The 25,779-nt window shown below is 61.4% G+C and carries 29 protein-coding genes; 27 read left to right on the top strand and 2 right to left on the bottom strand.

Features of this window, described 5'->3' with window-relative positions:
• Nucleotides 1-34: 34 nt before the first annotated feature.
• The 10 genes from IM739_RS15290 to IM739_RS15245 all read left to right on the top strand — a co-directional run bounded on the left by IM739_RS15290 (nucleotide 35) and on the right by IM739_RS15245 (nucleotide 7,259).
• A complete protein-coding gene (locus tag IM739_RS15290; RefSeq protein ID WP_237368557.1) occupies nucleotides 35-310 on the top strand; it encodes a hypothetical protein in 276 nt (91 codons plus the stop codon).
• Between the two features lie 204 nt (nucleotides 311-514).
• Entirely contained in the window at nucleotides 515-679 is a 165-nt protein-coding gene (locus IM739_RS15285) for a hypothetical protein (protein WP_237368556.1), read from the top strand.
• Between the two features lie 3 nt (nucleotides 680-682).
• Entirely contained in the window at nucleotides 683-970 is a 288-nt protein-coding gene (locus IM739_RS15280; protein ID WP_237368555.1) for a hypothetical protein, read from the top strand.
• Between the two features lie 325 nt (nucleotides 971-1,295).
• Nucleotides 1,296-1,721: an acetyl-CoA carboxylase biotin carboxyl carrier protein gene (locus IM739_RS15275; RefSeq protein WP_237368554.1), complete on the top strand. Its 426-nt coding sequence runs from the start codon at nucleotides 1,296-1,298 to the stop codon at nucleotides 1,719-1,721.
• Nucleotides 1,721-3,112 (top strand): acetyl-CoA carboxylase biotin carboxylase subunit, encoded by a 1,392-nt coding sequence (locus tag IM739_RS15270; RefSeq protein ID WP_237368553.1) that lies wholly within the window; start codon nucleotides 1,721-1,723, stop codon nucleotides 3,110-3,112. The genes IM739_RS15275 and IM739_RS15270 overlap by 1 nt, the downstream gene beginning before the upstream one ends.
• Nucleotides 3,105-3,512 carry a biotin/lipoyl-containing protein gene (locus tag IM739_RS15265; RefSeq protein ID WP_237368552.1) on the top strand — a complete coding sequence of 136 codons (408 nt, stop codon included), beginning with the start codon at nucleotides 3,105-3,107 and terminating at the stop codon, nucleotides 3,510-3,512. The genes IM739_RS15270 and IM739_RS15265 overlap by 8 nt, the downstream gene beginning before the upstream one ends.
• Nucleotides 3,509-4,219, top strand: a complete 711-nt coding sequence (pxpB, locus tag IM739_RS15260) for a 5-oxoprolinase subunit PxpB (protein WP_237368551.1) — start codon at nucleotides 3,509-3,511, stop codon at nucleotides 4,217-4,219. Before IM739_RS15265 ends, pxpB begins: the two co-directional genes overlap by 4 nt.
• Nucleotides 4,216-5,211, top strand: a complete 996-nt coding sequence (locus IM739_RS15255; protein ID WP_237368550.1) for a biotin-dependent carboxyltransferase family protein — start codon at nucleotides 4,216-4,218, stop codon at nucleotides 5,209-5,211. Before pxpB ends, IM739_RS15255 begins: the two co-directional genes overlap by 4 nt.
• A gap of 30 nt (nucleotides 5,212-5,241) precedes the next feature.
• Nucleotides 5,242-6,009, top strand: coding sequence for a LamB/YcsF family protein (locus tag IM739_RS15250; RefSeq protein ID WP_237368549.1), 768 nt, complete (start codon nucleotides 5,242-5,244; stop codon nucleotides 6,007-6,009).
• 47 nt (nucleotides 6,010-6,056) lie between these two features.
• Entirely contained in the window at nucleotides 6,057-7,259 is a 1,203-nt protein-coding gene (locus IM739_RS15245) for a pyridoxal phosphate-dependent aminotransferase (protein ID WP_237368548.1), read from the top strand.
• A gap of 76 nt (nucleotides 7,260-7,335) precedes the next feature.
• Here IM739_RS15245 and nac read toward each other — a convergent pair whose 3' ends face one another.
• A complete protein-coding gene (nac, locus tag IM739_RS15240; RefSeq protein WP_237368547.1) occupies nucleotides 7,336-8,241 on the bottom strand; it encodes a nitrogen assimilation transcriptional regulator NAC in 906 nt (301 codons plus the stop codon).
• Nucleotides 8,242-8,483: 242 nt separating this feature from the next.
• On the opposite strand from nac, the gene IM739_RS15235 reads away from it, so the two are divergent.
• The 11 genes from IM739_RS15235 to gndA all read left to right on the top strand — a co-directional run bounded on the left by IM739_RS15235 (nucleotide 8,484) and on the right by gndA (nucleotide 18,062).
• Nucleotides 8,484-9,248, top strand: a complete 765-nt coding sequence (locus tag IM739_RS15235) for an SDR family oxidoreductase (protein ID WP_237368546.1) — start codon at nucleotides 8,484-8,486, stop codon at nucleotides 9,246-9,248.
• On the top strand, nucleotides 9,245-9,952 hold the full coding sequence (locus IM739_RS15230; protein ID WP_237368545.1) for an amino acid ABC transporter permease: 708 nt from the start codon (nucleotides 9,245-9,247) through the stop codon (nucleotides 9,950-9,952). Before IM739_RS15235 ends, IM739_RS15230 begins: the two co-directional genes overlap by 4 nt.
• Complete coding sequence (locus tag IM739_RS15225; RefSeq protein WP_237368544.1) at nucleotides 9,949-10,710, top strand: amino acid ABC transporter permease; 762 nt, start codon at nucleotides 9,949-9,951, stop codon at nucleotides 10,708-10,710. Before IM739_RS15230 ends, IM739_RS15225 begins: the two co-directional genes overlap by 4 nt.
• Nucleotides 10,707-11,474 (top strand): amino acid ABC transporter ATP-binding protein, encoded by a 768-nt coding sequence (locus IM739_RS15220; RefSeq protein WP_237368543.1) that lies wholly within the window; start codon nucleotides 10,707-10,709, stop codon nucleotides 11,472-11,474. The genes IM739_RS15225 and IM739_RS15220 overlap by 4 nt, the downstream gene beginning before the upstream one ends.
• A 121-nt stretch (nucleotides 11,475-11,595) precedes the next feature.
• Entirely contained in the window at nucleotides 11,596-12,432 is an 837-nt protein-coding gene (locus IM739_RS15215) for an ABC transporter substrate-binding protein (protein ID WP_237368542.1), read from the top strand.
• Nucleotides 12,433-12,529: 97 nt separating this feature from the next.
• Nucleotides 12,530-13,204, top strand: coding sequence for a 4-carboxy-4-hydroxy-2-oxoadipate aldolase/oxaloacetate decarboxylase (locus IM739_RS15210; protein WP_237368541.1), 675 nt, complete (start codon nucleotides 12,530-12,532; stop codon nucleotides 13,202-13,204).
• Nucleotides 13,205-13,268: 64 nt separating this feature from the next.
• On the top strand, nucleotides 13,269-14,036 hold the full coding sequence (locus IM739_RS15205) for an SDR family oxidoreductase (RefSeq protein ID WP_237368540.1): 768 nt from the start codon (nucleotides 13,269-13,271) through the stop codon (nucleotides 14,034-14,036).
• A gap of 61 nt (nucleotides 14,037-14,097) precedes the next feature.
• The gene (locus IM739_RS15200; protein WP_237371086.1) at nucleotides 14,098-14,598 is read left to right on the top strand and encodes a gluconokinase; all 501 of its coding nucleotides are present in this window, start codon (nucleotides 14,098-14,100) and stop codon (nucleotides 14,596-14,598) included.
• Between the two features lie 21 nt (nucleotides 14,599-14,619).
• Nucleotides 14,620-15,567, top strand: coding sequence for a 2-hydroxyacid dehydrogenase (locus tag IM739_RS15195; RefSeq protein ID WP_237368539.1), 948 nt, complete (start codon nucleotides 14,620-14,622; stop codon nucleotides 15,565-15,567).
• Nucleotides 15,568-15,578: 11 nt separating this feature from the next.
• Nucleotides 15,579-16,610, top strand: a complete 1,032-nt coding sequence (locus IM739_RS15190; protein ID WP_237368538.1) for an L-idonate 5-dehydrogenase — start codon at nucleotides 15,579-15,581, stop codon at nucleotides 16,608-16,610.
• A gap of 27 nt (nucleotides 16,611-16,637) precedes the next feature.
• Nucleotides 16,638-18,062, top strand: coding sequence for an NADP-dependent phosphogluconate dehydrogenase (gene gndA / locus IM739_RS15185; protein WP_237368537.1), 1,425 nt, complete (start codon nucleotides 16,638-16,640; stop codon nucleotides 18,060-18,062).
• A gap of 789 nt (nucleotides 18,063-18,851) precedes the next feature.
• Here the strand turns inward: gndA and IM739_RS15180 are convergent.
• Nucleotides 18,852-19,874 (bottom strand): LacI family DNA-binding transcriptional regulator, encoded by a 1,023-nt coding sequence (locus tag IM739_RS15180; RefSeq protein ID WP_237368536.1) that lies wholly within the window; start codon nucleotides 19,872-19,874, stop codon nucleotides 18,852-18,854.
• Nucleotides 19,875-20,174: 300 nt separating this feature from the next.
• On the opposite strand from IM739_RS15180, the gene IM739_RS15175 reads away from it, so the two are divergent.
• From IM739_RS15175 to IM739_RS15150, 6 genes are all read left to right on the top strand, one after another.
• Entirely contained in the window at nucleotides 20,175-21,509 is a 1,335-nt protein-coding gene (locus tag IM739_RS15175; protein ID WP_237368535.1) for an ABC transporter substrate-binding protein, read from the top strand.
• A 105-nt stretch (nucleotides 21,510-21,614) separates the two neighbouring features.
• Nucleotides 21,615-22,562, top strand: a complete 948-nt coding sequence (locus IM739_RS15170; protein ID WP_237368534.1) for a carbohydrate ABC transporter permease — start codon at nucleotides 21,615-21,617, stop codon at nucleotides 22,560-22,562.
• Nucleotides 22,559-23,497, top strand: coding sequence for a carbohydrate ABC transporter permease (locus IM739_RS15165; protein WP_237368533.1), 939 nt, complete (start codon nucleotides 22,559-22,561; stop codon nucleotides 23,495-23,497). Before IM739_RS15170 ends, IM739_RS15165 begins: the two co-directional genes overlap by 4 nt.
• Entirely contained in the window at nucleotides 23,494-23,682 is a 189-nt protein-coding gene (locus IM739_RS15160; RefSeq protein WP_237368532.1) for a hypothetical protein, read from the top strand. The genes IM739_RS15165 and IM739_RS15160 overlap by 4 nt, the downstream gene beginning before the upstream one ends.
• A 2-nt stretch (nucleotides 23,683-23,684) precedes the next feature.
• Entirely contained in the window at nucleotides 23,685-24,782 is a 1,098-nt protein-coding gene (locus IM739_RS15155; protein WP_237368531.1) for an ABC transporter ATP-binding protein, read from the top strand.
• Complete coding sequence (locus IM739_RS15150; protein ID WP_237368530.1) at nucleotides 24,775-25,770, top strand: ABC transporter ATP-binding protein; 996 nt, start codon at nucleotides 24,775-24,777, stop codon at nucleotides 25,768-25,770. Before IM739_RS15155 ends, IM739_RS15150 begins: the two co-directional genes overlap by 8 nt.
• The last annotated feature ends 9 nt before the right edge of the window (nucleotides 25,771-25,779 follow it).

The following is a 25,779-nucleotide window of genomic DNA, read 5'->3' as shown; positions in this document are numbered from 1 at the left end:
ACCGTCAGCCTCATCGAGAAAGTCAGGCGCGGCGATGCCCGCGCTGATCCATGACCGGCCGAGCATCACCGCAGTCTTGACTGCGGCGGGTTTCGACCTGCCTCGCGCCGGAAAAAACTACATCACAGTACGCGATCCGGAGACGGAAGAGCGCTCGCGTCTGAAAGGAGACCTGTTCCGTGAAGACTGGACCCGAGAGAATATCTTGAGCGAGCGCTTGAAAGATCGGCTGGCGAGGCCAGCTGTTCCGAAGCCGGCTCGACTCCATCGCCCTCGACGAGCTTCCTGGCCGATTGGAGCGAAGCTTTGAAGCTCGCGCAAGCTACAATCGAGAGCGATTTCTGCAGCTTCAGGGACGCGAACCGCCAACACTTGAACGAGGCGTTGGTGACGACCGAGGTTGACGTGAACCGGCTCCAGTCGATGGTGCAGCCGTTCTCCCTGACTATGGGCGCGGTGGCCTTGTTGATCGTCCTTTTTGAGCGTCACCGCAGGCTAGTTTTGGGTGGCGCTGATGATCGATCGCGCCGAGAGCGCCAGCCTCTGGCAGATGGGTTTACAGATCAACCAGACCAGCAGCGGCAAAGTCCTGACATGGGACGTCAACCGCCTTCAGTTGATAACCTGCCAGGCCGGGACCGCCAAAACGCCGTGCCTGAAGATCGTCCAGGGAGATTGACCGATGACCGGAACGACCAGACCACCGATGCCCGAGAGCCTGTCGCCGCTGGAGCGCGAATTGCTGGGGTACGTCGACATGTTGATGAACGTATTGAGCAGCGGAACCGCGCAATTTGAGGCTCTGGAGAAACGATCGGCCGACATAATCGAAAATCGGCAAGCGGCTTTGGAAGGATCGCTGAAATCGCTCATCACGTCACAGGCTTCCGTCATGAACGCCTGTCTCGTCTCTGGCAATCCTTCTGCCGACACGGCCGGGACTGAACTGGCGGAGCGCGTGTCCTTCTGAAACAAGGCGAAGCGATGCTTCAGGCGGTCCGAGCTTTTGTCCCAGAGCAGGTCCCTATGGCAGTTCGCTAGTTCGTGTCGAACGCATTTGCTGCCGGCTAGGCAAACGGTAGTGCTATGGCAGTCTTCGGACGTAAAACCTTTTCCGCCTTGGTGCTCCCGAAAAATACGCGAACACAACGCCGAACAGCCCCTTGGGGGCATGGCATAGAAACTTTGTTTGCCCCCATTCACTGTCGCGTTGTGTAAGTCTTCACCTCGACCGACCTATGAGCCGCGCCGCGTAAATGTGTCGCAAAGGCCCGATCTGGTTTCTGAGGGACGACATGGATCTGGATAAGATCAAAGCACTTCTCGAATATGTAGGCCGTTCGCGGGTCGCAGAAATGCGTGTGACGCAGGACGGGACGACAGTCGTTATTCGCAATGCGCCGGCCTCTGCCGGCGGGTCACTTGCCGCAGCGGAACGAGATGCCGCATCCGGCGCTAGCGATCACCTTGTTACCGCTTTTGAACAGAAGGGCCTCGTGCGGGCTCCGGTTTCCGGCATCGTCCACAATGCCGCAAGCCCCGGTGCGCCGGCGCTTGCCCAGGTGGGAGATCGGGTGGAGGCAGGGCAGGGCCTTTGCATTCTCGAGGCAATGAAGGTTTTCACGACGGTGCCGGCGCCGGCTGACGGTGTGATCATGCGTGTCCTGTTCCAGGACGGTCAGGAAGTCGCGGCCGGCGATCCGCTGGTGGAGATCGCGTGATGTCTGAAAGAAAAATGGCCAGGGGTCTCCGTCGATTCGACACTGTGCTTATCGCCAATCGCGGTGAAATTGCCGAGCGGGTCAAGCGGGCTTGTCTTGCCATGAACATGGGAGCGGTTGCGATCGCCTCCGAAGCCGATGCCGCCGAAGCGTCCGCGCTGGAGGATGGCGGTCCCTTGTGTATTGGACCTGCGACAGCGTCGAAAAGCTATCTGAACCAGGCAGCCGTACTTCTCGCCGCGAGAGCGAGTGGCGCCGGGGCTGTCCATCCAGGTTACGGATTTCTGTCGGAGAACGCCGACTTTGCAGAGGCTCTGGAAAGGGCCGGATTGGTCTTTATCGGCCCTCCGGCCTCTGCCATCCGCATCATGGGCGACAAGATCGCGGCCAAGCGCGCGATGCAGCAGGCCGGCGTGCCATGTGTGCCGGGTCCCGGCGAGCCCTTGACGGATGATGTCGAGGTGACGTGCAGGGTGGCAGAAGAAATCGGCTATCCGGTAATCATCAAGGCCGCGGGGGGTGGCGGCGGCCGAGGCATGCGGGTGGTGCGCAATAGCGCCGAGATAGCGGATGCCGTGTCGATCACGCGTGAGGAAGCCCGCCGCGCTTTCGGCAAGCCGGAACTTTACATGGAGAAATTTCTCGAAAAGCCGCGCCATGTCGAATTCCAGGTCCTCTGCGACGAATATGGCAATGCGGTCTGGGTCGGGCATCGCGATTGTTCCCTGCAGAGGCGCCATCAGAAGGTCGTAGAGGAAGCCCCGGCACCCGGGATAGACGCCGCGCTGGCTGCTGCCACTGGCGCCCGCTGCGCGGAAGCCTGTCGGCAAATCGGCTATCGCGGTGTCGGCACGTTCGAATTCCTCTATGAGAACGGTGCGTTCTTCTTCATCGAAATGAATACACGGCTGCAGGTGGAACATCCGGTAACCGAGGCCACTGCCGGCGTCGATCTCGTCCAGGAACAGTTGTGGGTTGCCCAGGGAGAAACCATTGATCCTGCGTCCTTCGACCGGCCAGCCTCGGGTCACGCCTTCGAGTGCCGCATCAATGCCGAAGACCCGGAAACCTTTGCGGCGTCTCCGGGTCGTATCACGCTTGCGCGCTTTCCTGTCGGTACCGGCATCCGTGTCGATACCCATGTGCATGACGGCTACCGTGTCCCCGCTTACTACGACTCGCTGATTGCCAAGCTCATCGTCCATGCGCCGACACGTACGGAGGCGATCCTGCTGATGCGAAAGGCTCTGGCCGAAACGCGGATCGACGGCATCTCCACCAATCTTCCTCTGCATGTGAAAATCTTCAACGATCCGGATTTCGTTGCTGGCACGGTCGACATTCATCATCTGGAAAAACGTTTGAAGGAAGGGTTCTGCGCCAATGCGTGACGGCCCCAGACATCGTAACCGGCTTGGCGATCTCGCCGATCCGACGCTGATTGCAACACTGACCGATTGGCTTGAAGCCTCCGGTGCCTGCGAGCTCGAGATCCAGGCTGCAGACGGACAGAGCCTTGTCCTCGTCCTCGGCAAACCGGTGAATATCGACAAGCGTGAAATTGAGGCCGTAACGATAAAATCTCCTCTGGCGGGGCATTTTTTCGTGCAGGCTGATCTTGCCAGCGGCAGCGCTGTTGATGCCGACGACATCCTGGGTCTGATCGAAATTGGACCGCTTCGACTTCCTGTTTCGGCGCCTGCCAGAGGCGTCCTGCGTGACATTCACGGCCGGAATGGTCAGCTATCCGGTTATGGTGCACCCCTTTTTACCCTGGAGCGGACAGCATGAGCCAACTCCATGCAACGGCTTTCGCTTCGCCAGGGATAGTCAGTACTGACAGCAGCGCTCTTGCCCGGATCTCCTTCATGGGGGCTCGCGCCTTCCTTGTCGAGGCGCCAGGCGCTTTTGATCTTCCGGGGCAGCGACGCATTTGGGCGTTGTCCCGGATTTTGGCTGCCCGCGAGGACGTTTCCGAAATCATTCCAGGCATGACGAACCTTCTCGTCATTCTGAATGCGATTCCGGAAGATCCGAATTCTGTGGTTGGTGATCTGCAGCGAAGCTGGCGGCAAGCCAGCGAGGTGGATCTTGCTGGTCGTGAAATAGAGATTGCAGTCACCTATGGAGGTGAACATGCGACCGATCTTCCGGCCCTCTGCGATCTCAGCGGATTGACCGATCGGGAGGTTGTTCAAATACATTCCGAAGGTTCATATCGGGTATTTGCGCTCGGTAGCGCACCTGGCTTCGGCTATTTGCACGGTCTTGATCCTCGTATCCATATGCCGCGCAAGACGGTCCCTTCGCTGAACATGGCACGGGGTTGCGTGACGATCGGTGGTGCCCAGACCGGTGTTGCCGTGCTGACCGGGCCGAACGGCTGGAATTCCATCGGTTATGCCGAACTGACGATGTTCGACCCGTTGGCCGCGTCGCCGGCGGTTATGGCTCCCGGTGATATTGTGCGTTTCCGGGCAGAAAGGATCGAGCTGTGATCGACATCCTTCAGACTGGACCGCTGAATACAATCCAGGATCTTGGCCGACCCGGCTATCGAAATATCGGTGTCACCGCGTCTGGCGCCATGGACCCGCTTGCCCTCTCCGTTGGAAATCTGCTTGTCGGAAACGCAGAGAGCGAGGCCGGCATCGAGATCCAGACTTTTCCCTTTCGCGTGCGTTTTACGGCGAAGCAGGTTTTTGCGCTCACTGGTGCCGATTGCGCGGCGCGTCTGGATGGCCAGAAGCTCCTCGGCTGGTGGTGCACGGAAGCGCAGCCGGACCAAGTCCTTGAACTGGATCCGCCGCTGAAGGATGCCCGGGCCTATCTCAGTCTTGCCGGTGGTGTCGGCGTCGAGCCCGTGCTGGGCTCGCGCAGCACCTCGCTTCGCGGCGCCTTCGGCGGCTTTGACGGGCGGTCGCTTGCGGTCGGCGACGAGATCGCCGTGATGACCAGTGAACCGCATGGGTTCTTTCCGAAGGGCGGTTTTGGCGTGAAGCCACCGACCGAGGCGTTGGCGCAGGTCTTCCCGCCAGTCGAGGATGGCGTGCTGACCATCCGCGCCATTCCGGCCGGTGAACACGATCTCTTCGGGGCCGATGCCGCACGTTTCTGGTCACAGGCCTGGAAGATTTCCGCTCGTAGCGACCGAACCGGTTTTCGTCTGAGCGGTCAGCCGATCCGGCCGATCGAAGCGGTGGAAATGCGCTCGCACGGTATCATGCCCGGTGTCGTTCAGGTGCCGCCGGCAGGTGAGCCGATCGTCCAGATGAGCGATGCCAATACGGCAGGCGGTTATCCGAAGATCGCGGGCGTGCTGGAGGCGGATCTCTGGCGGCTCGGTCAGGCGCGTATCGGCTCAAGCCTGCGATTTCAATCGGCCACCCATGCCGATGCAAGGGCCGCCGAAATCGCAACCAAAGCCTATCTCGATGACATCAGCCAGACGCGTGCCCTTCTTTTGCAGGCGCTGGCCGCCATGGCCTGACACGCGGCAGGCAAAGAAAGCGAGCAGGATATGAAGGTCGATCTGAATTCGGACATGGGAGAGGGCTTCGGCCCGTATCGCCTCTGCGATGACGAGGCGATGATGGATCTCGTTTCCTCCACCAATATCGCCTGCGGATTTCACGCCGGCGACCCGACGATCATGACGAACATGGTGCGGCTTGCCAAGGCGCGCGGTGTCGATGTCGGCGCCCATCCCGGCTTGCCGGATCGCGAAGGCTTCGGCCGGCGCGAGCTGCCGTTCAGCGACGCGGAACTGCGCCAGCAATTCCTCTACCAGCTCGGCGCCCTGATCGCGATTGCCAAGGTGGAAGGCGTTCGCGTCTCGCATGTCAGCTTTCACGCTGCAATGGGCAACATGGTCAATCGCAGCGAAGCACTTTCGACCGCCATGATGGAGGCGATCCGCACCATCGATCCTGCGCTGATCGTTTTCTGCACGGCCGGCAGCATCATCGAGCATACGGCCCAAGCCGCCGGACTTCGTACGCTCAGCCTGTTTCTCGCCGATCGGGCCTATCAGGCCAGCGGTGCGCTGGTGCCTCGCGGCCAGCCCGGCGATCTGGTCAAGGACGAAACAGCCGTGCGCCAGCGCGTGCGGCAGTTCCTGATCGAGGGCACGGTGACAGCGATCTGCGGCACGGTCATTCCAATGGCTGCCCGCTCCATCCTCGTCCACTCCGACACGCCCGGTTCGCTGGAGCTGGCCAAGCGCGTGCGTGCCGAAATCACGGCCGCCGGTGGCGAGATCGTGCCCGTTTCGCAGCTGCTCGGCTGATCATCCCACGTTTCGATCCGACTATTCCGTAACCGAAAGCAAAGACCATGCCCGCCATTGCAGACCGCCTGAAGAACGTTTCCGTTTCCGCCTCGGCCGCCATGACACAACGCGCCCGTGACCTTGCTGCTCAGGGCATCAAGGTCATCAGCCTGTCTTCGGGCGAGCCGGATTTCCCCACGCCTGCCAATGCGATCGAGGCTGGCCATGCCGCAGCGCTTGCCGGCGAGACGAAGTATCCGCCACTGGACGGCACGCTTCAGCTGCGTGAGGCCATCTGCCGCAAGTTCAAGCGCGATAACAATCTCGACTATGCCGCCGACCAGATCGTCGTTGCCGGCGGTGGCAAGCAGATCATCTTCGATGCGGTTCTGGCAACCTGCAATCCGGGCGACGAGGTGGTCATTCCGGCGCCGTCCTGGATCAGCTATGCCGATATCGTCAAGTTTGCCGGTGGCGTGCCGGTACCGGTCGATTGCCCTGAGAACAACGGTTTCAAGCTGCGCGCCGAAGACCTCGACAAGGTCATTACGCCGAAGACGAAATGGCTTTTCCTGAACTTCCCGAACAACCCGACCGGTGCCGCCTGCTCGCGGGCGGAGATGAAGGCCATTGCCGACGTCATGCTGCGCCATCCGCATGTCTGGATCATGACCGACGACATGTATGAGCACCTGATCTATGACGGCTTCGAATTCTGCACCATCGCCGAAGTGGAGCCGCGCCTTCTTGACCGCACCCTGACTGTCAATGGCGCATCCAAGGCCTATGCCATGACCGGCTGGCGTCTTGGCTGGTGCGGCGGTCCGCGTGATCTCATCAAGGCGATCAGCAATGTCAACGGCCAGAACAGCGGCGGCACGTCGACCATCACCCAGGCCGCGGTCGCCGCAGTGCTTGACGGACCGCAGGACCTGTTGAAGGAGCGGGCTGAAATCTACCGTCAGCGCCGCGACTTCGTGGTCAAGCGCCTCAGTGAGATCGACGGCATCCGTTGCCACAAGCCGGAAGGGGCCTTCTACGTATTCCCGAACATTGCCGGACTTCTGGGCAAGACCTCGAAGGGCGGACGCAAGATTGAGACGGATACGGATTTTGTCCTGGCGCTCCTGGACGAGCAGCATGTCACGACCGTCCAGGGGGCGGCCTATGGCATGAGCCCGTATATTCGCATTTCCTATGCCACGAGCATGGATAAGCTTGAAGAAGCCTGCAATCGTATCCAGCAGTTCTGCGAAGACCTGCGCTGATTGAAAAATGTCCGTCCGGTGCGTGGCAGCGTGCCGGATGGACGCGGGGGACGCAGCCTGCTCCTCGGGTTGCGTCTTACGCCTTCAGATTGCTTGTCAGCTCCAGCAGGATCGCCTTCACAGCCGATGCCGGAGCAGACAGTTCGCTCTGATCCGAAACGCAGAGCGACAAGGTCTCTTCGATCTTGGGCGTGATGGCGCGCAGGACCAGCGGCTCGGAGGATTCGCTCAAGATCCGCTCGGCAATTGCCTTCGGCATGATGGTCGCTCCGGTTCCGGTATTCACCACCCTTGCCAGGGTCCTGACAATCTCCACCTCCGCCACCACATTCAGCGACAGCCGGGCGCGGCTGAAGGCGAGGTCGACAGCGCGGCGGACGAAATTATAGGGCGGCGGCATGAGCAGCGGCACATCGCTGAGCGCTGCCACCGGCAGAGGCGCATCGACATCCTCGATGCCGAAATCGCGATGGGCGACGAGGTAGAAATCCTCCGTCAGCAAGGGTTCGAAACGAACGCCCTTGATCGGCCCGGTGCCATGGATCAGTGCCATTTCCAGCCGGCCATTCATGATCATCTGGCTATAGGTCTGGCCAACGCTTTCGGTCAGGTGCAGGAGAATGCCCGGATGGCGCTTGCGGGTCTCGATCAGGAGGTCGGCAGAGAGTGTCGCGGCGCTGCTGAACGGAACCAGTCCCACGGATACGCGCCCGACCAGCGTTTCGCCGGCAGCCTTCACGGCCGCCTGCGCCAGATCCATTTGCCGCAGAATTGTCTGGGCGTGCCGATAAACCGCCCGACCGGCCTCGGTCATGGTCACGCCCTGCTGGCTGCGCAGCAGGAGCTTCTGCTGGAAATGATCCTCAAGGGCTGCAAGCTGCTGGCTCAGTGCCGGCTGGGCAATGTGCAGGACATCGGCCGCGCGGGTAATGCTGCCGGTGTCGACGATCACGATGAATGACTTGAGACGCCTTGTATCCATGGAATTCCATTCCTCCTGCAGCTGGCGGAATGTCGCAAGCCGGGCGCGGCATTGCAACACCTAACTGATGGACCGCGCAGCGGTTTTTCAGAAAGATACTGCAAGCGGACATGCTTGTTTTGCTTGTAGAAAAACGCCCACCAGGACGCTCCATAGGGCTTTTTTATCCATCCAGATTCAATCGGTCTTAGGCAGAGGCGTTAAGCTCCGCTAGTCTTCCTTTCACAAACAAGGGGAACATAATGTCTTTCTCTGATTACAAGACAGCACTCGTGACGGGAGGATCCGGCGGCATCGGCGCGGCGATCGTCGAGCGGCTCCGTCGGGAGAATATCGACGTCCATGTTGTCGCCCGCAATGAGGCGGCTCTCGAAGCACTGGCGGCGCGGACCGGCTGTATTCCCCATGCCATCGACGTGACGGATCGCCAGGCGCTGGCTGAACTGGCCAGCCGCGTTGAGTTCGACATTCTCGTCAACAATGCCGGCGTGGACCGGCCGAAAAAGTTTCTCGAGGCGGAGGATGGCGACATCGATCTGCTGATCGACGTCAACCTGCGTGCCGTTCTGCATCTTTGCCGCATGATCGTTCCCGGCATGGCTGCCCGCGATCGCGGTCATGTCGTCAACATTTCCTCGATTGCCGGCAACTACAATTTCGGTGGCAACTCCACCTATCATGCCACCAAGGCCGGTATTGCCATGCTGTCCAATCAGCTGCGCATCGATACCTTCGGCAAGCGTGTCCGCGTGACTGAAATCTGCCCCGGCCGCGTGGCGACCGATATCTTCAATCATGTCCATGGCGATGATCCCTCGGTGCGCGAGCGTTTCCTCGATGGTTTCGAACTGCCGCAGGCCTCTGACATCGCCGATGCCATCGCCTTTGCGATCGCAGCGCCCGTCGCCGTGAATATCGGCCATATGGAAATCACGCCGACCCTGCAGGTCATGGGCGGCCTCCAGACCGCCAAGCCGCAATCTCCATCCGGGGAGGGGCGCTCGTGAATGGTTTCGATCTCGGCGTAATTCTGGCCAATCCGGAATACGTCTCCATGCTTCTGCATGGGCTTGAGATGACCTTCATCATCGCCATCGGCTCGTGGCTGCTGGCAATGACGCTGGCTCTCGTCCTCCTGGCGATCCGATTTTCGCCGGGCCCAGTCGGCCACCGTGTGGTCGCGGCCTACGTCTCCTATCACCGCAATGTGCCGACGCTGGTGCAGCTGATGCTCTGGTATTTTGGCATCTACACCATCCTGCCCACGGCCGTTTCAGACTGGCTCGCCTATAATTCGGCGGAAATGGTGTTTGCCGTGCTGGGGCTCGGTCTTTGTCAGGCCGCTTATTTCAGTGAAGACATGCGCTCCGGCCTGCGGTCTGTCGGCCCCGGCCAGATGGAGGCAGCCCAGGCGCTTGGTCACGGTTACCTCTCGGCAATGCGTTATGTCGTGGCGCCGCAAGGCATCCGCAATGCGCTGCCTGCCCTCGTCAACCACAGTGTGTCGCTGTTCAAGAACAGCAGTCTGGCGCTGGTAATCGGTGCGCCCGAGCTTACCCATGCGATCAAGGAAGTCGAAAATCTCAGCTTCCGCACCTTCGAAATCTATCTCATCGGCACCGTGATCTATCTGGCGATCTCGCTGGTCATCATGTGGGTCGGAGCATATCTCTGCTGGCGTGCCGACCCGGCAAACGGGGGTGCACGATGATCCAGGACATGTTCGCCATCCTCGACCAGTACGGCCTGCTCCTGCTGATCGGGCAATATCCGAATGGTCCCCTCGGCGGCCTTGCCAACACGCTGATCCTGTCGGCGCTGGCTATCCTGTTTGCCTTTCCGGTCGCCATCCTGTTCGCCTTCGCCCGGCTCTCCCGTTTCCGGATCCTGCGCTGGCCGATCACGGTCCTGGTCTATGTCACGCGCGGCGTGCCGCTGCTGATGCTGATCCTGTGGTGCTACTTCCTGGTGCCGATGCTGACGGGTGTGGATGTGCCGAGCTTCGGGATCATGCTGGTGACTCTCGTCGTCTACCAGGGCGCCTTCCTGAGCGAGATCGTCCGTGCCGGGATTATTGCGCTCGGCCAGGGCCAGATGGATGCGGCGCGGGCGCTCGGTCACGGGTATTTCGGCGCGATGCGTTACGTGATCCTGCCGCAGGCGCTGTACAACATGATCCCGAGCATGCTGTCGACCTTCGTCGCGACGATCAAGGACACCACGCTCGGTTACGTCATCAATGTCCCGGATCTGACCTTCGCCGCAAGCCAGGTGAACAACCAGCTCCTGACGCAGCCATTCCAGGTCTTCCTGATCCTGGCCTTGACATATTACGTCCTGTGCTGGTCGCTGACCTGGCTGACCAATGTCGTCGAACGCCGCATCACACGCCGGCGTGCAGGTCTCAGCGTAAAGCGCCGCGACGACGTCCAACCCTTTACTTCCAGTGTAGTGGAGCCGATGCCATGACCGCCACGTCCGTTTCCACCGCGACCGATCACGCGATCCAGATTTCCAATGTCAGGAAGGCCTATGGCGATTTCGAGGTGCTGAAGGGCATCAACGCCAATGTCTCCCGCGGCGAGGTGGTCGTCATCTGCGGCCCCTCGGGTTCGGGAAAGTCGACGCTGATCCGGACCGTCAACAGGCTTGAAGAGATCAGCGCCGGCTCGATCCTCCTCGAAGGCCAGGATATCCATGCGCCGATGAAGACCCGCGAGCTGAACCGCTTGCGCAGCCGCATCGGTTTCGTCTTTCAGAACTTCAATCTCTTTCCGCATCTGTCGGTGGTCGAGAATGTTGCCATGTCTCCTGTCAAGGTGAAGGGTGTGAATCCGGCCGAAGCGCATGACAAGGCGCTGCGCTTGCTCGCCCGTGTCGGTCTGGCGGAAAAGGCGAATGCCTATCCCGCCCAGCTTTCGGGTGGCCAGCAGCAGCGCGTGGCGATTGCCCGTGCGCTTGCCATGGAGCCGCCGGTCATGCTCTTCGATGAGCCGACCTCGGCGCTGGACCCGGAAATGGTGGGCGAGGTTCTGGCCGTGATGAAATCGCTGGCTGCCGACGGTATGACGATGATGTGCGTGACCCATGAAATGGGTTTCGCCCGTGAAGTCGCCGACCATGTCTGGTTCATCGATGCCGGCGAGATCATCGAAACCGCGACGCCGGAAGATTTCTTCACCAATCCCCAGCACCCGCGCGCGCAGCGTTTTCTTTCAGACCTGCGGCACTGAAGGCTGCGGTTAGAACAGAATTCTCCTGGCCCCTGCGGGCCAGGCAGGAGAGCCATGCCCGTGATCTCTCTCGGCACGGCTCGAACACAGAATGCCTGACAATAAATCAAGGAGAACAGTCGTGAAGTGCAAGTCCATCATCCTCGGCAGCCTGCTTGCCGCATCAGCCCTCGCAACCGTCGCGAAAGCCGATACCCTCGCCGATATCGAGGCCAACAAGACCCTGCGTTGCGCCACCTTCGCCGACGTGCCGCCCTTTGCCGCACCGGACGTGAACACCCGTGAAATGGTCGGCTTCGACGTTGATCTGTGCAATGCCATCGCCCGCGAACTCGGCGTCAAGGCTGAGGTGAAGCCGGTTTCCGTCGAAGCCCGCGTGCCGGAAGTCAAGCTCGGCCGCGTCGACATCACCGTCGCCAACCTCGCTTACACCCAGAGCCGTGCGGAGCAGATCCAGTTCTCCGATCCCTACTACCTCGCCAAGGAAATGCTGATCGTGCCGGCTGACGATGCCGGAAAGTCGAAGTCCGACTATGTCGGCCAGCGCGTCGCCTCGACCAAGGGCTCGACGTCGGAAATGTCGATCAAGCTCAACAAGTCCGAGCCGCTGACCTTCCAGGACACAGCTTCCGCCTATCTCGCCGTCCAGCAGGGCAAGGCGCGCGGTATGGTCGCCAACACGATGACGACCACCAAGCTCGTCAACGAGTCCAAGATCAAGGGCAAGGAAATGCGGATGATCCCCGAGCCCATGCTCTACCAGCCAATCGGCATTGGCATGGCCAAGGACCAGCCGGCCCTGACCGCCAAGATCAACGAAGTCCTGCGCAAGCTCGATACTTCGGGCGAACTCAACCAGATCTGGGACAAGTGGCTTGGCCCGAACACCGAATACAAGATGACCCGCACCGACAAGGTCGTGCCGCTTTCCGAACTGAAGTTCGATCCGATCCCCTGATCGGCGCTGACCGCCGCCTCTGAGGCGGGTTCCGGACATCAACGAAACCAACGTGGCGGGCAGGCATGCCCGCCCGAACGATAACCTGCGAGGAAACATGGCCCATATCAAGAAGATCCCTGTCCGTCCGGCAAAGGCAGACGTCGAGGCTTTGGCGAAGTTTTCGCCTGCCACCATTCACGAAGCGCAGGGTCGCCGTGGCGCCTTGTCATCCCGCATCAAGCCGGTCGACTACCGCATGAAGCTTTGCGGCCCGGCCTTCACCGTGCGTTGCGCCCCGCGTGACAACATCATGCTGCAGCTCGCGATCAATTATGCGCAAGCTGGCGACATCATCGTCGTCTCCGGCGGCGAATATGAAGAAGCGGGATCTTTCGGCGACGTGCTCGCCAATGCCTGCCTTGCGAAGGGCATCGGCGGCTTGGTGACGGATAGCGGCGTGCGCGACAGCCTGCAGCTGCGCGATCTCGGCTTCCCGGTCTTTTCGCTCAGCCTGTGCATCAAGGGAACGGTCAAGGAAACGCTGACCTCGACGAATGATACGATCGTCATCGGCGGCGAGATTGTGCATCCGGGCGATCTGATCGTCGGCGATGCCGATGGCCTGGTCGTCGTGCGACGCGAGGAAGCAGCCGAAGTGGCGGCTCTTTCCCAGGCCCGCGAAGATGCGGAAGCCGAATATATCGCCGACTACAAGGCCGGAAAATCGGTCATCGAAGTCTCCAAGCTCGAAGCAGTCCTCGAGGCAAAGGGCCTCACGGTCGAAGCCTGACGGTTGAGCAATCGGCGTCGAGCCTTCAAGAAGAAGGCTCGACCACACAGGAGGAGATGTCGATATGACCAGTCCATTATTTGACCTGACGGGTCGTCGTGCCCTGATCACGGGTTCGTCGCAGGGCATTGGCTTTGCGCTTGCCGAGGGTTTGGCCGCGCATGGTGCCGAGGTGGTGCTGAATGGCCGTGATCGGGTAAAGCTGGATGCGGCGGTAAAGTCGCTGCGGGATGCGGGCTGTGAGGCCTCTGCCAGCGATTTCGACGTGACGGATGGCGAGGCGGTCAAGGCGGGTGTTGCCGCGATCGAGGCGGGGATCGGTCCGATCGATATCCTGATCAACAATGCCGGCATGCAGTTTCGTTCGCCTCTGGAAGACTTTCCGGCCGATCGCTGGGAGCAGCTTTTGAAGACGAATGTGTCGAGCGTGTTCTATGTCGGCCAGGCGGTGGCCCGCCACATGATCGCACGCGGTCGCGGCAAGATCGTCAACATTGCCTCGGTGCAGAGCGAACTCGCCCGTCCCGGCATCGCGCCCTACACGGCGACCAAGGGGGCGGTGAAGAACCTGACGCGCGGCATGTCGACCGACTGGGCCAAGCACGGCCTGCAGGTCAATGCGATCGCGCCGGGCTATTTCAAGACGCCGCTCAATCAGGCGCTGGTCGACAATCCGGAATTCTCCGCCTGGCTGGAGAAGCGCACGCCGGCCGGTCGCTGGGGTGATGTCGAGGAACTGGTCGGTGCGGCCGTGTTCCTCTCGTCGAATGCTTCCTCCTTCGTGAATGGACACACGCTTTATGTCGACGGCGGCATCACCATTAGTCTCTGAAGTGGCAGTCTCTGACGAGGCAGTCTCCGGCCCGGCCTATTCGCCCGGCCCGATCGTGGTCATGGGCGTGTCCGGCTGCGGCAAGTCGTCGGTCGGGGCAAGGCTTGGCGATTATCTCGATGCCGCCTTCGTCGAGGGCGACAGCCTGCATCCACCGGAGAATGTGCGCAAGATGCGGCTCGGCACGCCGCTTGACGATCAGGACCGCTGGCCCTGGCTCGACAGGATCGGTCAATTGCTGTCGGTCGGGCCGCAAGGTTCCCGGCCGGTGGTGGTTTCCTGCTCGGCGCTGAAGCGCGCCTATCGCGATCGGCTGCGGGAGTTGGCCGGCCAGCCGGTGACCTTCGTCTTCCTGCAGGGAGACCGGACGCTGCTGGCGGCGCGCATGGCCGGGCGCAACCACGACTACATGCCGCTGTCGCTGCTCGACAGCCAGCTTGCGACGCTGGAATTGCCCCAGGCGGAAGCCGACGTCGTGACGATCGACATCAATCAACCGCTCGAAGCCATCGTTGGACGGGCCATGACGGTGCTTGCGCTGCGCAAGCGAAAGACGAGCTGAACACAACAATCGGAGGACACCATGAGCAAGCCCGAACTCCTTCTGGTCGGGCCCTATCCGGAATGGGATATGGTCGAGCTGGAAGCCCATTACACGGTCCACAAACTGTATGAGGCAAGCGACCGCGACGCCTTCATCCGCAGCCATGCGGACAAGATCCGGGCGATTGCCACGCGCGGCGAGCTGGGTGCCTCGGCCGAGCTGATCGCAGCGCTGCCCAAGCTGGAGATCATCTCGGTCTACGGCGTCGGCTTCGATGCGGTCAATCTGGAGGCGGCTCGTGCCCGCGGCGTCCGCGTCACCAATACGCCTGATGTTCTGACCAATGACGTGGCCGATCTCGGGGTTGCGATGATGCTGGTGCAGTCGCGCGGCATGATCGGCGCCGAGACCTGGGTGCGTGACGGCAGCTGGGCGGCCAAGGGCCTCTATCCGCTGAAGCGCCGCGTCTGGGGTCGCAAGGCCGGCGTGCTCGGCCTCGGTCGCATCGGCTATGAAGTGGCCAAGCGCCTGAAGGGGTTCGACATGGACATCGCCTATAGCGACGTCTCGGCAAAACCCTATGCGGAGGGTATGACCTATATCGCCGATCCGGTAGAGCTTGCCCGCCATGCCGACTTCCTCTTCGTGACGCTGGCGGCTTCTCCCGACACGCGCCACATCGTCGGCCGCCAAGTGATCGAGGCGCTCGGTCCGGAAGGCATGCTGATCAACATCTCGCGCGCGTCGAACATTGACGAGGCAGCCCTGCTGGAGGCGCTGGAGAAGGGCACGCTCGGCTCAGCCGCGCTTGATGTCTTCGAAGGCGAACCGAAGCTCGATCCGCGCTTCCTGGCGCTTGAGAATGTGCTGGTCCAGCCGCATCACGCTTCTGGTACGATCGAAACCCGCAAGGCAATGGGCAAGCTGGTGCGCGACAATCTCGCCGCCCATTTTGCCGGCGCCGCCCTGCCGACCCCGGTGCTGTGAGGAGCCTTGCCATGAAAGCCATCGTCATTCATGCGGCAAAGGATCTGCGCATCGAAGAGCGCGCGGTCGAGGCGCTCGGCCCCGGCCAGGTGGAGGTCGCGATCGAGGCCGGCGGCATCTGCGGCTCGGATCTGCACTACTACAATCACGGCGGCTTCGGCACGGTCCGGATCCGCGAGCCGATGATCCTCGGCCATGAAGTGGCCGGCACGATCAAGGCGCTCGGCGCCGGCGTCTCGCATCTGGAAATCGGCGACCGTGTGGCTGTGTCCCCGAGCCGGCCCTGCAATGCCTGTGACTACTGCCTGGAAGGCAAGCAGAACCATTGCTTCAACATGCGCTTCTATGGCTCGGCCATGCCCATGCCGCATATCCAGGGGGCGTTCCGCCAGCGCCTGGTCGCGGACGCTTCGCAGTGCCACCCGGTCGATGACGGCCTCTCGATCAACGAGGCGGCGATGGCGGAACCCTTTGCGGTGACGCTGCATGCGGTGAAGCGGGCAGGGCCCTTGACCAACAAGCGCGTGCTGGTCACCGGCTGCGGGCCGATCGGGGCGCTCGCGATCATTGCAGCACGCGCCCATGGCGCACGCGAGATCGTCGCCACGGACGTGATGGATCCGGTGCTGAAGAAGGCGCTGCAGGTCGGCGCGGACCGGGTGATCAACAGCGCCGAGAACCCGGAGCGGCTTTCGGACTATACCGCCAACAAGGGCTATTTCGATGTGCAGTTCGAGGCCTCCGGCAATGAGCGCGCCATGCGCTCGGGCCTCGAAGCCCTGCGGCCGCAATCGACCCTGGTCCAGCTTGGCCTCGGCGGCGATATCTCCTTCCCGCAGAACATGGTGGTGGCCAAGGAGATCGAACTCAAGGGCACCTTCCGCTTCCACGAGGAGTTCGGCCTTGCGGTCGATCTGATCAACCGGCGCCGCGTCGATCTCGCACCGCTTCTGACCGGCACCTATCCGCTGGAAGATGCGGTCCGCGCCTTCGAGGTGGCGGGCGACCGGACGCAGTCGATGAAGGTTCAGCTCGCGTTCTGATCACGCAATAGACGATAGGGAAGTGACATGCAGCAAGCGGAAATCGGCCTGATCGGTCTCGGGGTCATGGGCTCCAATCTCGTCCTCAACATTGCCGAGAAGGGCAATCGGATCGCGGTGTTCAACCGCACGCCGGCGCGCACGGACGAGTTCCTTGGCGAGGCGGGCGATCTGGCCGGGCAGATCATTGGCTGCCACACGATCGAGGAATTTGTCGCCGCCATCCGCCCGCCGCGGCCGATCATCATCATGATCAAGGCCGGCGAAGCGGTCGACCAGCAGATCGCGGCCCTCATGCCGTATCTGGCGAAGAACGACATCATGATCGATGCCGGCAATGCCAATTTCCGCGACACGGTCGCGCGCTTCGAGCGTCTGGCCGGCACCGACTTCACCTTCATCGGCATGGGGGTCTCGGGCGGTGAGGAGGGCGCGCGCCATGGTCCCTCGATCATGGTCGGCGGCTTGGAGGATAGCTGGAAGCGCGTCGAGCCGGTGCTGACCTCGATTGCCGCCCGCTTCAATGACGAGCCTTGCGTCGCCTGGCTCGGCACGGATGGCGCTGGCCAATTCGTCAAGACGATCCACAACGGTATCGAATATGCCGACATGCAGATGATCGCCGAGATCTACGGCATCCTGCGCGACGGCCTGAACCTGTCGGCGCCCGAGATCGGCGAGATCTTCGGCACCTGGAACAAGGGCCGCCTCAATTCCTACCTGATCGAGATCACCGAGAAGGTGCTGAAGGCGACCGACCCGGAAACCGGCAAGCCGATGGTCGATGTGATCGTCGATTCCGCCGGCCAGAAGGGCACCGGCAAGTGGTCGGCGATCGAGGCGCAGAACCTTGCGGTCGCGGCCACCGGCATCGAGGCGGCAGTCGCCGGCCGCGTGCTCTCGTCGCTGCGCTCGGAGCGCCTCGCCGCCGAAACCCTGTTTGGCCTGCCGGCCGTCACCGACGCGCCGAAGGACCGCGCCGCCTTCATCGCCGATCTGGAAAACGCGCTGCTTGCCGCCAAGATCGCGGCCTATGCGCAAGGCTTTGCCGTGATGTCTGCCGCCTCGGCCAAGTTCGGCTGGTCGCTGCCCATGCCGACGATCGCCCGCATCTGGCGCGCCGGCTGCATCATCCGCTCGCAATTCCTCGATGAAATCACCTCGGCCTTCACCAGGGATCCCGGCGTTGCCAATCTCGTCATCACACCGGCCTTCTCGGCCATGGTCAAGGAAACCGACGGCGCGCTGCGCCGGGTCGTGTCGCACGCCGCCCTGTCCGGCCTGCCGGTTCCGGCACTCTCCTCGGCGCTTGCGTATTTCGATACCTACCGCCGCGGCCGCGGCACCGCCAACCTCATCCAGGCCCAGCGCGACTTCTTCGGCGCCCATGGCTTCGAAAGGACAGACGGAAAGGATATCCATCACGGGCCCTGGGCCGGCCAGTTGGGCTGAACGGTGTCGTGCGTACAAACCGGCAGTACGCTTACAACTTGGCTTTTGCCGTTCAATACAAAACGATGTGTTGCACATCGGCGCTACGGGCTAGACTTGGCGAGTATCATCTCGATCCGTCGATGACAGAGGCAAGACCTAGGACAGCTAAGGCATTTCCTAGAGCAAAGTGTCTCGGCCCGGCGAGGAAATGGACGGCAAGGTGAAGACCTTTCTCGACAGCCCATGGGGGCCAATCTCTGGGTCGATGATAGCTAACTCAAGGTGTCAAGGCGCAGTGGGCGCATTGTCTCTGTCGCGTTCATCTTCGAGGTGAGCGTCAACATCTACGGCCCGGCGCAAAGTGTTTGGCATGGAGATCGGCACATTGTTGTTGCACGTGGCATAACCGACAACGCAGCTTGCTACGTCGCCTGGTGCGCAATTGGCATCGTGCGCACGGTGGCCTAGTATCCAAAACCCCCATCAGTCGCGGCGGCATTGACCGCGCTAACCTGTCGAGGTTCTACATCGAGTACAAGTCTCCATGCCATCAGAGCTCCGCAGCCAACGATACATAGATCAAATGCCGCCTCGGCGTAACAGGGGCGATATTTCCATTTAGGTAGGCAGAGAAGGAGCTGCATATGCTGATTTTCTACGGCTAGGGCCTTGGATCCGTTGTAAAATAGCCTGAGAGTGTTACAGGCGAGAGGCAGGTTTGGAAGTAGCAAGAAGACGTGCGAATCTATCCCCCGAAGCATCCTGATGGTGGCCGCGCTTTCGTCGTCGGGGGCATGTATCGTCGCCTCAAAGGTTTTCCTTCAGCAGAACCTCGATACGGATCTTTTCCTGCGATGCGATCAACTCCCGCTGCTCAAGCCTGGCACGCATGATGCGGATGGCACTTCTCACGGCGTGGCTCGGATCCTGGGCGATGATCGCGTCAATCCGGTCATCCTTCAGCGCCCCCTCATTGAAGGGGGTTCGTTCGTGGACCACGATCGTCAATGCGCGCGGATCCTGGACCTCCTCGATCGCGATCAAGGGTACACGCGCCTCTGAACTCAGGACATAGACCGCCCGGACATCCGGATGATTCTCGAGAAGTCGGCGGATGACCAGTCGCGCCCGTCTTTCGTCACCATAGGTTTCCAGTGACGGCAAGGAGACGAGATTTGGAAACTGCTGGTTGACTATGCTGTCGAACCCAAGCCGGCGCTCGATACTGTCCTGTGCCATCATGGTATCCGCGACGACCATGATCTTGCCCGTCCTGTTTCCCAGGAAACGCCCGACGATCTTGCCAGCCGTGGCCCCGGCGGCAAAATTGTCGACGCCGACGAAATCCGCCGTCGGCAGCTTCTCCTGGCCGGAGAGGAACTGCACCACCTTGATGCCGCGCTCGATCAGGCGGGCCATGGCATCGCGCACCTGCGGCGATTCCGGAGCCATGATTGCGACGCCGTCGACCTGCTCGGGATCGAGGGCGGAGAGATATTTCGCCAGGGCATGCGGATCGCTGACCGGCAGTTGCGCCACATCGATATCGGTGAGGTCACCGTGCAGCGCCTCGCGCGCTTCCGCGACCTGGGCCATCAGTTCCTGCAGATACTGGTCGCCGGCAAGCGGCAGCACGAAGCGGAAGCGATAGGTCCTGTTACGCGCCAGGTTCACCGCTGCCGGATTGCGCACGAAGCCGATCCGGCCGATCGCCTCGTTCACGAGGCGTGCCGCCTTTTCGCTCACATTCGGGCGATCGTTCAGCACGCGATCGACCGTGGCAAGGCTGACGCCTGCGGCTTCCGCGAGGTCTTTGGCGGTGGGTCTCATGAGGCCTTTCAAATGGCTGTGCGTGACGTCTACGAAAGACTTTTCCAACAAATTCAAACCAAAAGCAAGAAATTGAGGTGCGCACCTCAAAATTAACTTGCGTTGAGGTGCGCACCTCAATTATACGATATGCAGTGTCGAGGAGAGCGGCCGCACATGGTTTGCGTATGCCGTCGACGCCATCGGATCGGGGAGGGAAGGCCTCGGATCCCATGGGATTTCGCATTGCATTTTTTGCCCTGGAGGGGCGTTGCAGGTGTGCCGATGGAGGTCGGGACATCGTTTTGGGAGGAGAACGTCATGACATCCGCATTCCTGAAGTCGACAGTCGCAGCCGGCGCCCTGATCTGGGCCAGCCTGTCCGGCGCAGGGGCTGCCAAGGCCGAGGACCTGACCCTATGCTGGGCCGCCTGGGACCCGGCCAATGCCTTGGTCGAACTATCAAAGGATTTTGAGGCCAAGTCCGGCCACAAGATGAAATTCGAATTCGTGCCCTGGCCGAATTTCGCCGACCGCATGCTCAACGAGCTCAATTCCGGCGGCAAGCTCTGCGATCTGATGATCGGCGACAGCCAGTGGATCGGTGGTGCGGCCGAGAACGGCCAATATGTGAAGCTCAATGATTTCTTCGCCAAGGAAGGGATCAAGATGGAGGACTTCATCCCGGCGACCGTCGTCGGTTATGCCGAATGGCCGAAGAATTCACCGAACTACTGGGCGCTGCCGGCCTTCGGCGATGTCGTCGGCTGGACCTATCGCAAGGACTGGTTCTCGCGTCCCGAACTGCAGGCCGAATTCAAGACGAAATACGGCCGTGATCTGGCCGTCCCGAAGACCTTTGCCGAACTCAAGGATATCGCCGAGTTCTTCCAGGGACGCGATATCGATGGCAAGAAGGTCTATGGCGCCGCGATCTATACCGAGCGCGGCTCGGAAGGCATCACCATGGGCGCCATGGACGTGCTCTATTCCTTCGGCTTCCAGTATGAAAACCCCGACAAGCCCTATGATCTCGAAGGCTTCGTCAACTCTGCGCAGTCGATCGCCGGCCTCGAATACTACAAGGCGCTCTACGACTGCTGCACGCCGCCCGGCTCTTCAGACACCTACATGTCCGAGAACATCGACGCCTATAAGTCCGGCCAGGTGGCGCTGCAGATGAACTTCGCCTTCATCTGGCCGGGCATCCATGCCGACGCCAATGTCGGCGGCGACAAGTCGGGCTACTTTCCCAATCCGGCGGGCCCCGACGGCAAGCAGTTCGCCCAGCTCGGCGGGCAGGGCATCTCGGTGGTCGCAGCCTCCTCCAAGCAGGATGCGGCGCTCGAATACATCAAATGGTTCGCTCAGCCGGAAATCCAGAACAAGTGGTGGTCGCTCGGCGGCTATTCCGCCCTGCGCTCCGTCGTCGAGGATCCGGGCTTTGCCACCAGCCAGCCCTATGCGCAGACCTTCCTCGATTCCATGGCGATCGTGAAGGACTTCTGGGCCGAGCCGTCCTATGCCTCGCTGCTGCAGGCCTCCCAGAAGCGCTTCCACGATTATGTTGTGGCCGGCCAGGGTACCGCCAAGGAAGCGATGGACGGGCTAGTCAAGGACTGGACCGAAGTCTTCGAGGACGAAGGCAAGATCTGATCCAAAGAGCCTCGATCCGCTTATGGCGGACAAGATGCAATCGCAGGGCAGGTCGTCTGATCGGCCGGCCCTGCCGGATGCAACTGATATCTCTGGGGGAAACCCATGTCCGACACTGCCATCGACCGCATCGCCCGCGCGACGCCCCCGCCTGTGGCGAAACGCCTCTCCGGTCTCTCGGACCGTGCCATCGCCTGGCTCTTCGTCACGCCCTCGATCGTGCTGCTGCTCGCGATCAACATCTTTCCGCTGATCTGGACGGTCCGGCTGAGTTTCACCAATTTCCGCGTCAATCGCCCCAACGAGGTGCCGGAATTCGTCGGTTTGCGCAACTATGCCCGCATCCTGACCGATGGCGACATCTGGCTGACCATGCAGGCGACCGCGCATTTTCTGCTCTGGACCATCGCGCTTCAGGTGCTGATCGGCTTTTCGCTCGCCTATCTGATCAACAAGAAGTTCCGCGGCAATGATCTCTGGACGACGATCATCGTGCTGCCGATGATGCTCAGCCCCGCCGTGGTCGGCAATTTCTGGACATTCCTCTACCAGCCGCAGATCGGTCTGTTCAATTATGTCGTCAGCTTCTTCACCGGCATCGACCCATCAGCCTTTTCGATGATCGGCGATGTCTCGCTCGCCCCCTGGGCGATCATCATCGTCGACACCTGGATGTGGACGCCCTTCGTCATGCTGATCTGCCTCGCCGGTCTGCGCTCGATCCCCGACAGTATCTATGAAGCCGCCGAATGTGACCGCGCCAGCAAATGGCGTCAGTTCTGGACCATCACCATTCCGCTCGTCCTGCCCTTCCTGATGCTGGCCATCCTGTTTCGCGGCATCGAGAACTTCAAGATGTTCGACCTCGTCGTGCAGCTGACCGGAGGTGGCCCGGGCTCGGTTACCGAACTCACCTCGATCAACCTCAAGCGCGAGGCCTTCGAGAAGTGGCGCACAGGTTATGCCTCGGCTTATGCGGTCATCCTTTTCGTCACGGTCTTCGGCCTCGCCTCGATCTATGTGAAGGCGCTGAACAAGGTGAAAGAACGATGAGCTATTCCGTCACCGAACCCTCCGTGCGGCAGAAGTGGTTCGCCGGCATCCTCGTGATCTTCTACGCCGTCGTCACCATCATGCCGCTGATCTGGATCATCACGACCGGCTTCAAGAGTCCGTCGGATTCGATAGCCTATCCGCCGAAAGTTCTCTTCCAGCCGACGCTGGAAGGCTATGTGAACCTCTTCACCACCCGCACCCGCGTCTCCGATGCTGATCTTCAGGCACTCGGCGAGCCGAAGACCTGGTATGAGGCGCTGGTGCGCAAGGACGGCCTGATCATCGCCGGCCCCTCGCGCTTCGGCGAGCGCTTCACCAATTCGGTGGTCATTGGCTTCGGATCCACCTTCCTCTGCATCGTGCTGGGTACGGCAGCAGCCTACGCCTTCTCGCGCTTCAAGGTGCCGTTCAAGGATGATCTCCTGTTCTTTATTCTGTCTACCCGGATGATGCCGCCGATCGCCGTCGCCATCCCGATCTTCCTGATGTACCGCCAGCTAGGCTTGAGCGACACGCATCTCGGCATGATCCTCCTCTATACGGCGGTCAATCTCTCGCTCTCGGTCTGGCTGCTCAAAGGCTTCATCGACGAGATCCCGATCGAATACGAGGAGGCGGCGTTGATCGACGGCTACACCCGCTTCCAGGCCTTCTACAAGGTGGTTTTGCCCCAGGCCGTCACCGGCATCGCTTCGACCGCGATCTTCTGCCTGATTTTCGCCTGGAACGAATATGCCTTCGCCGTGCTCCTGACCTCCGGCACCGCCCAGACCGCGCCGCCCTTCATCCCCACCATCATCGGGGTGAGCGGCCAGGACTGGCCGGCGGTTGCCGCCGGCGCCACGCTCTTCCTCATCCCGGTCGTCGTCTTCACGATCCTGTTGCGCAAACACCTCCTGCGCGGGATCACCTTTGGAGCGGTGCGCAAATGAGCCGGTTCTTGCAGGGCCTGCGCCACTTCCGGCGCAACGAATGGGAATTGCTCGCGTCGGCGCTGATCGCGCTCGGCGTGGTCATGATGATGCAGCCTTTCGCGCTTGTCCTCTATTCCTGGTCTTTTCTCGTGACGCTGATCGGAACCGTGATGTTCATCATCGTCAGCCATTTCCCGGAGTAATCATGGCGCAGATCCGTATTGAAAACGTGCGCAAGGAATTCGGCAGCTTCACCGCTGTCCAGTCCTCCAGCTTCACAATCGAGGATGGCGAGTTCTTCATGCTGCTCGGCCCTTCCGGCTGCGGCAAGACCACCACCTTGCGCATGATGGCGGGGCTGGAACTGCCGACCAGCGGCGAGATCTATATCGATGGCGAGGAGGTCGGCATGAAGCCGGCAAGCCAGCGCGACATCGCCTTCGTCTTCCAGATGTTCGCGCTCTATCCGCACATGAATGTCCGCCGCAACATCTCCTATCCGCTCTTGAGCCAGGGCGTGCCGAAGACCGAGGTCAGGACCCGCGTCGAGGAGGTCGCCCGCATCCTCAAGATCGAGGACATCCTCGACAAGCCGGTCGGTGGCCTCTCCGGTGGCGACCGCCAGCGGGTGGCGCTCGGCCGCGCCATTGTCCGCCGGCCCAAGGCCTTCTTCATGGACGAGCCGCTCGGCGCACTGGATGCCGAGTTCCGCGAGCACATGGCGGAAGAATTGCGGGCGCTTCACGACCGCATGGGCGCCACCACCGTCTACGTCACCCACGACCAGCTGGAGGCCATGCAGATGGGCGACAAGATCGTCGTCATGAATCATGGTGTCGTCGAGCAGTTCGGCTTGCCGCAGCAGATCTACGACTGGCCGGCCACCCGCTTCGTCGCCAATTTCATCGGCTCGCCCTCGATGAATTTTCTCGACTTCGACGGCATGGTCGGCATCGGCAGCGATCACGTCACCCTTGATGGCCATCGCTTCGCCATTCCCGTGTTGCGCCAGGGCGCCGAAGGCCGGCTGACGCTCGGGGTGCGCCCCGAACACATCAGGTTTTCCGACGCCTCGCCCTATCGCGGCCGGGTCATCGCCACCGAATACCTCGGCACGACCCAGATCGTCACGCTGAAGACCGCCAATGGCGACATCAAGGCCCGCATCTCATCCGCTGTCCCGGTGAAGGCCGGCGAGACCGTCGGTCTCGAATTCGACAGCCGAACGCTGACGGTCTTTGCCGGCGAACGCGGCCATGCTTTGCTGTCGGCCGGCAATGAGGGAGTGCTGCGTCATGGCTGAGATCACCCTTCACAATGTCACCAAGCGCTTCGGCAATCATGTCGCCCTCGACAATGTCTCGATGACCGTGCCGGACGGTTCCTTCGTCGTGCTGCTGGGCCCGACCGGCGCCGGCAAAACGACGACGCTGCGGCTGATTTCCGGGCTTGAGCGCCCCGACAGCGGCGAGATCCTGATCGACGGGCGCCCCACGCAGGGCCTCACTCCGGCCGAACGCAACGTCGCCATGGTCTTCCAGCAATATTCGCTCTACCCGCATCTGACGGTGCGCGAAAACCTGGAATTCCCGCTCAAATCGCCGCTGCTCAAGACGCCGAAGGACGAGATCGACAGCAAGGTCAAAGCCATCGCCGATATCCTGCAGATCGGCCACAAGCTCGACAACAAGGCAACAGCACTCTCCGGCGGCGAGATGCAGCGCGTCTCGATCGGCCGCGCTTTGGTACGCAATCCGCAGATCTATCTGATGGACGAACCCTTGAGCTCTCTCGACGCCAAGCTCCGGGCGGACCTGCGCATCGAACTGAAGAATATCCAGGCCAATCTTGGCGCGACGCTGCTTTACGTCACCCATGACCAGGTCGAGGCCATGACCATGGCGACCCATGTCGGCGTTCTGCATCACGGCCGCCTCGTCCAGTTCGGCTCGCCGCGTGAGGTCTATGAACAGCCGGTCAGCATCTATGCCGCCGCCCGCCTCGGCCAGCCACGGATCAATATCCTCCCCGCCGATGCTTTCCCTGGAGCCCCGCCGCGCGCCGTTTCCATGGGCCTCAGGCCCGAGCATATCCGCCAGGGGGCAGGCGAGGAGAGCCTCGTGCACCGGGTCGAGCGGTTGGGCGACCAGACCCGCCTGCACCTGTCGTTTCGGGGCTTGAGCCTTGTCACGGTCACGGAACCCCACACGGCCTTGCGCGATGGCGACATCGTCAAGATCGAGCCCAGCAACCCGCTTTATTTCGACGCCGACGGTCTGCGTCTCGCTTGAAGGAGTTTT

The sequence above is a fragment of the Rhizobium sp. SL42 genome (genome assembly GCF_021729845.1).
Classification (GTDB): Bacteria; Pseudomonadota; Alphaproteobacteria; order Rhizobiales; family Rhizobiaceae; genus Allorhizobium.
Note: the sequence above shows the minus strand (reverse complement) of the source record. Positions and strands in the feature narration are given on the sequence as shown.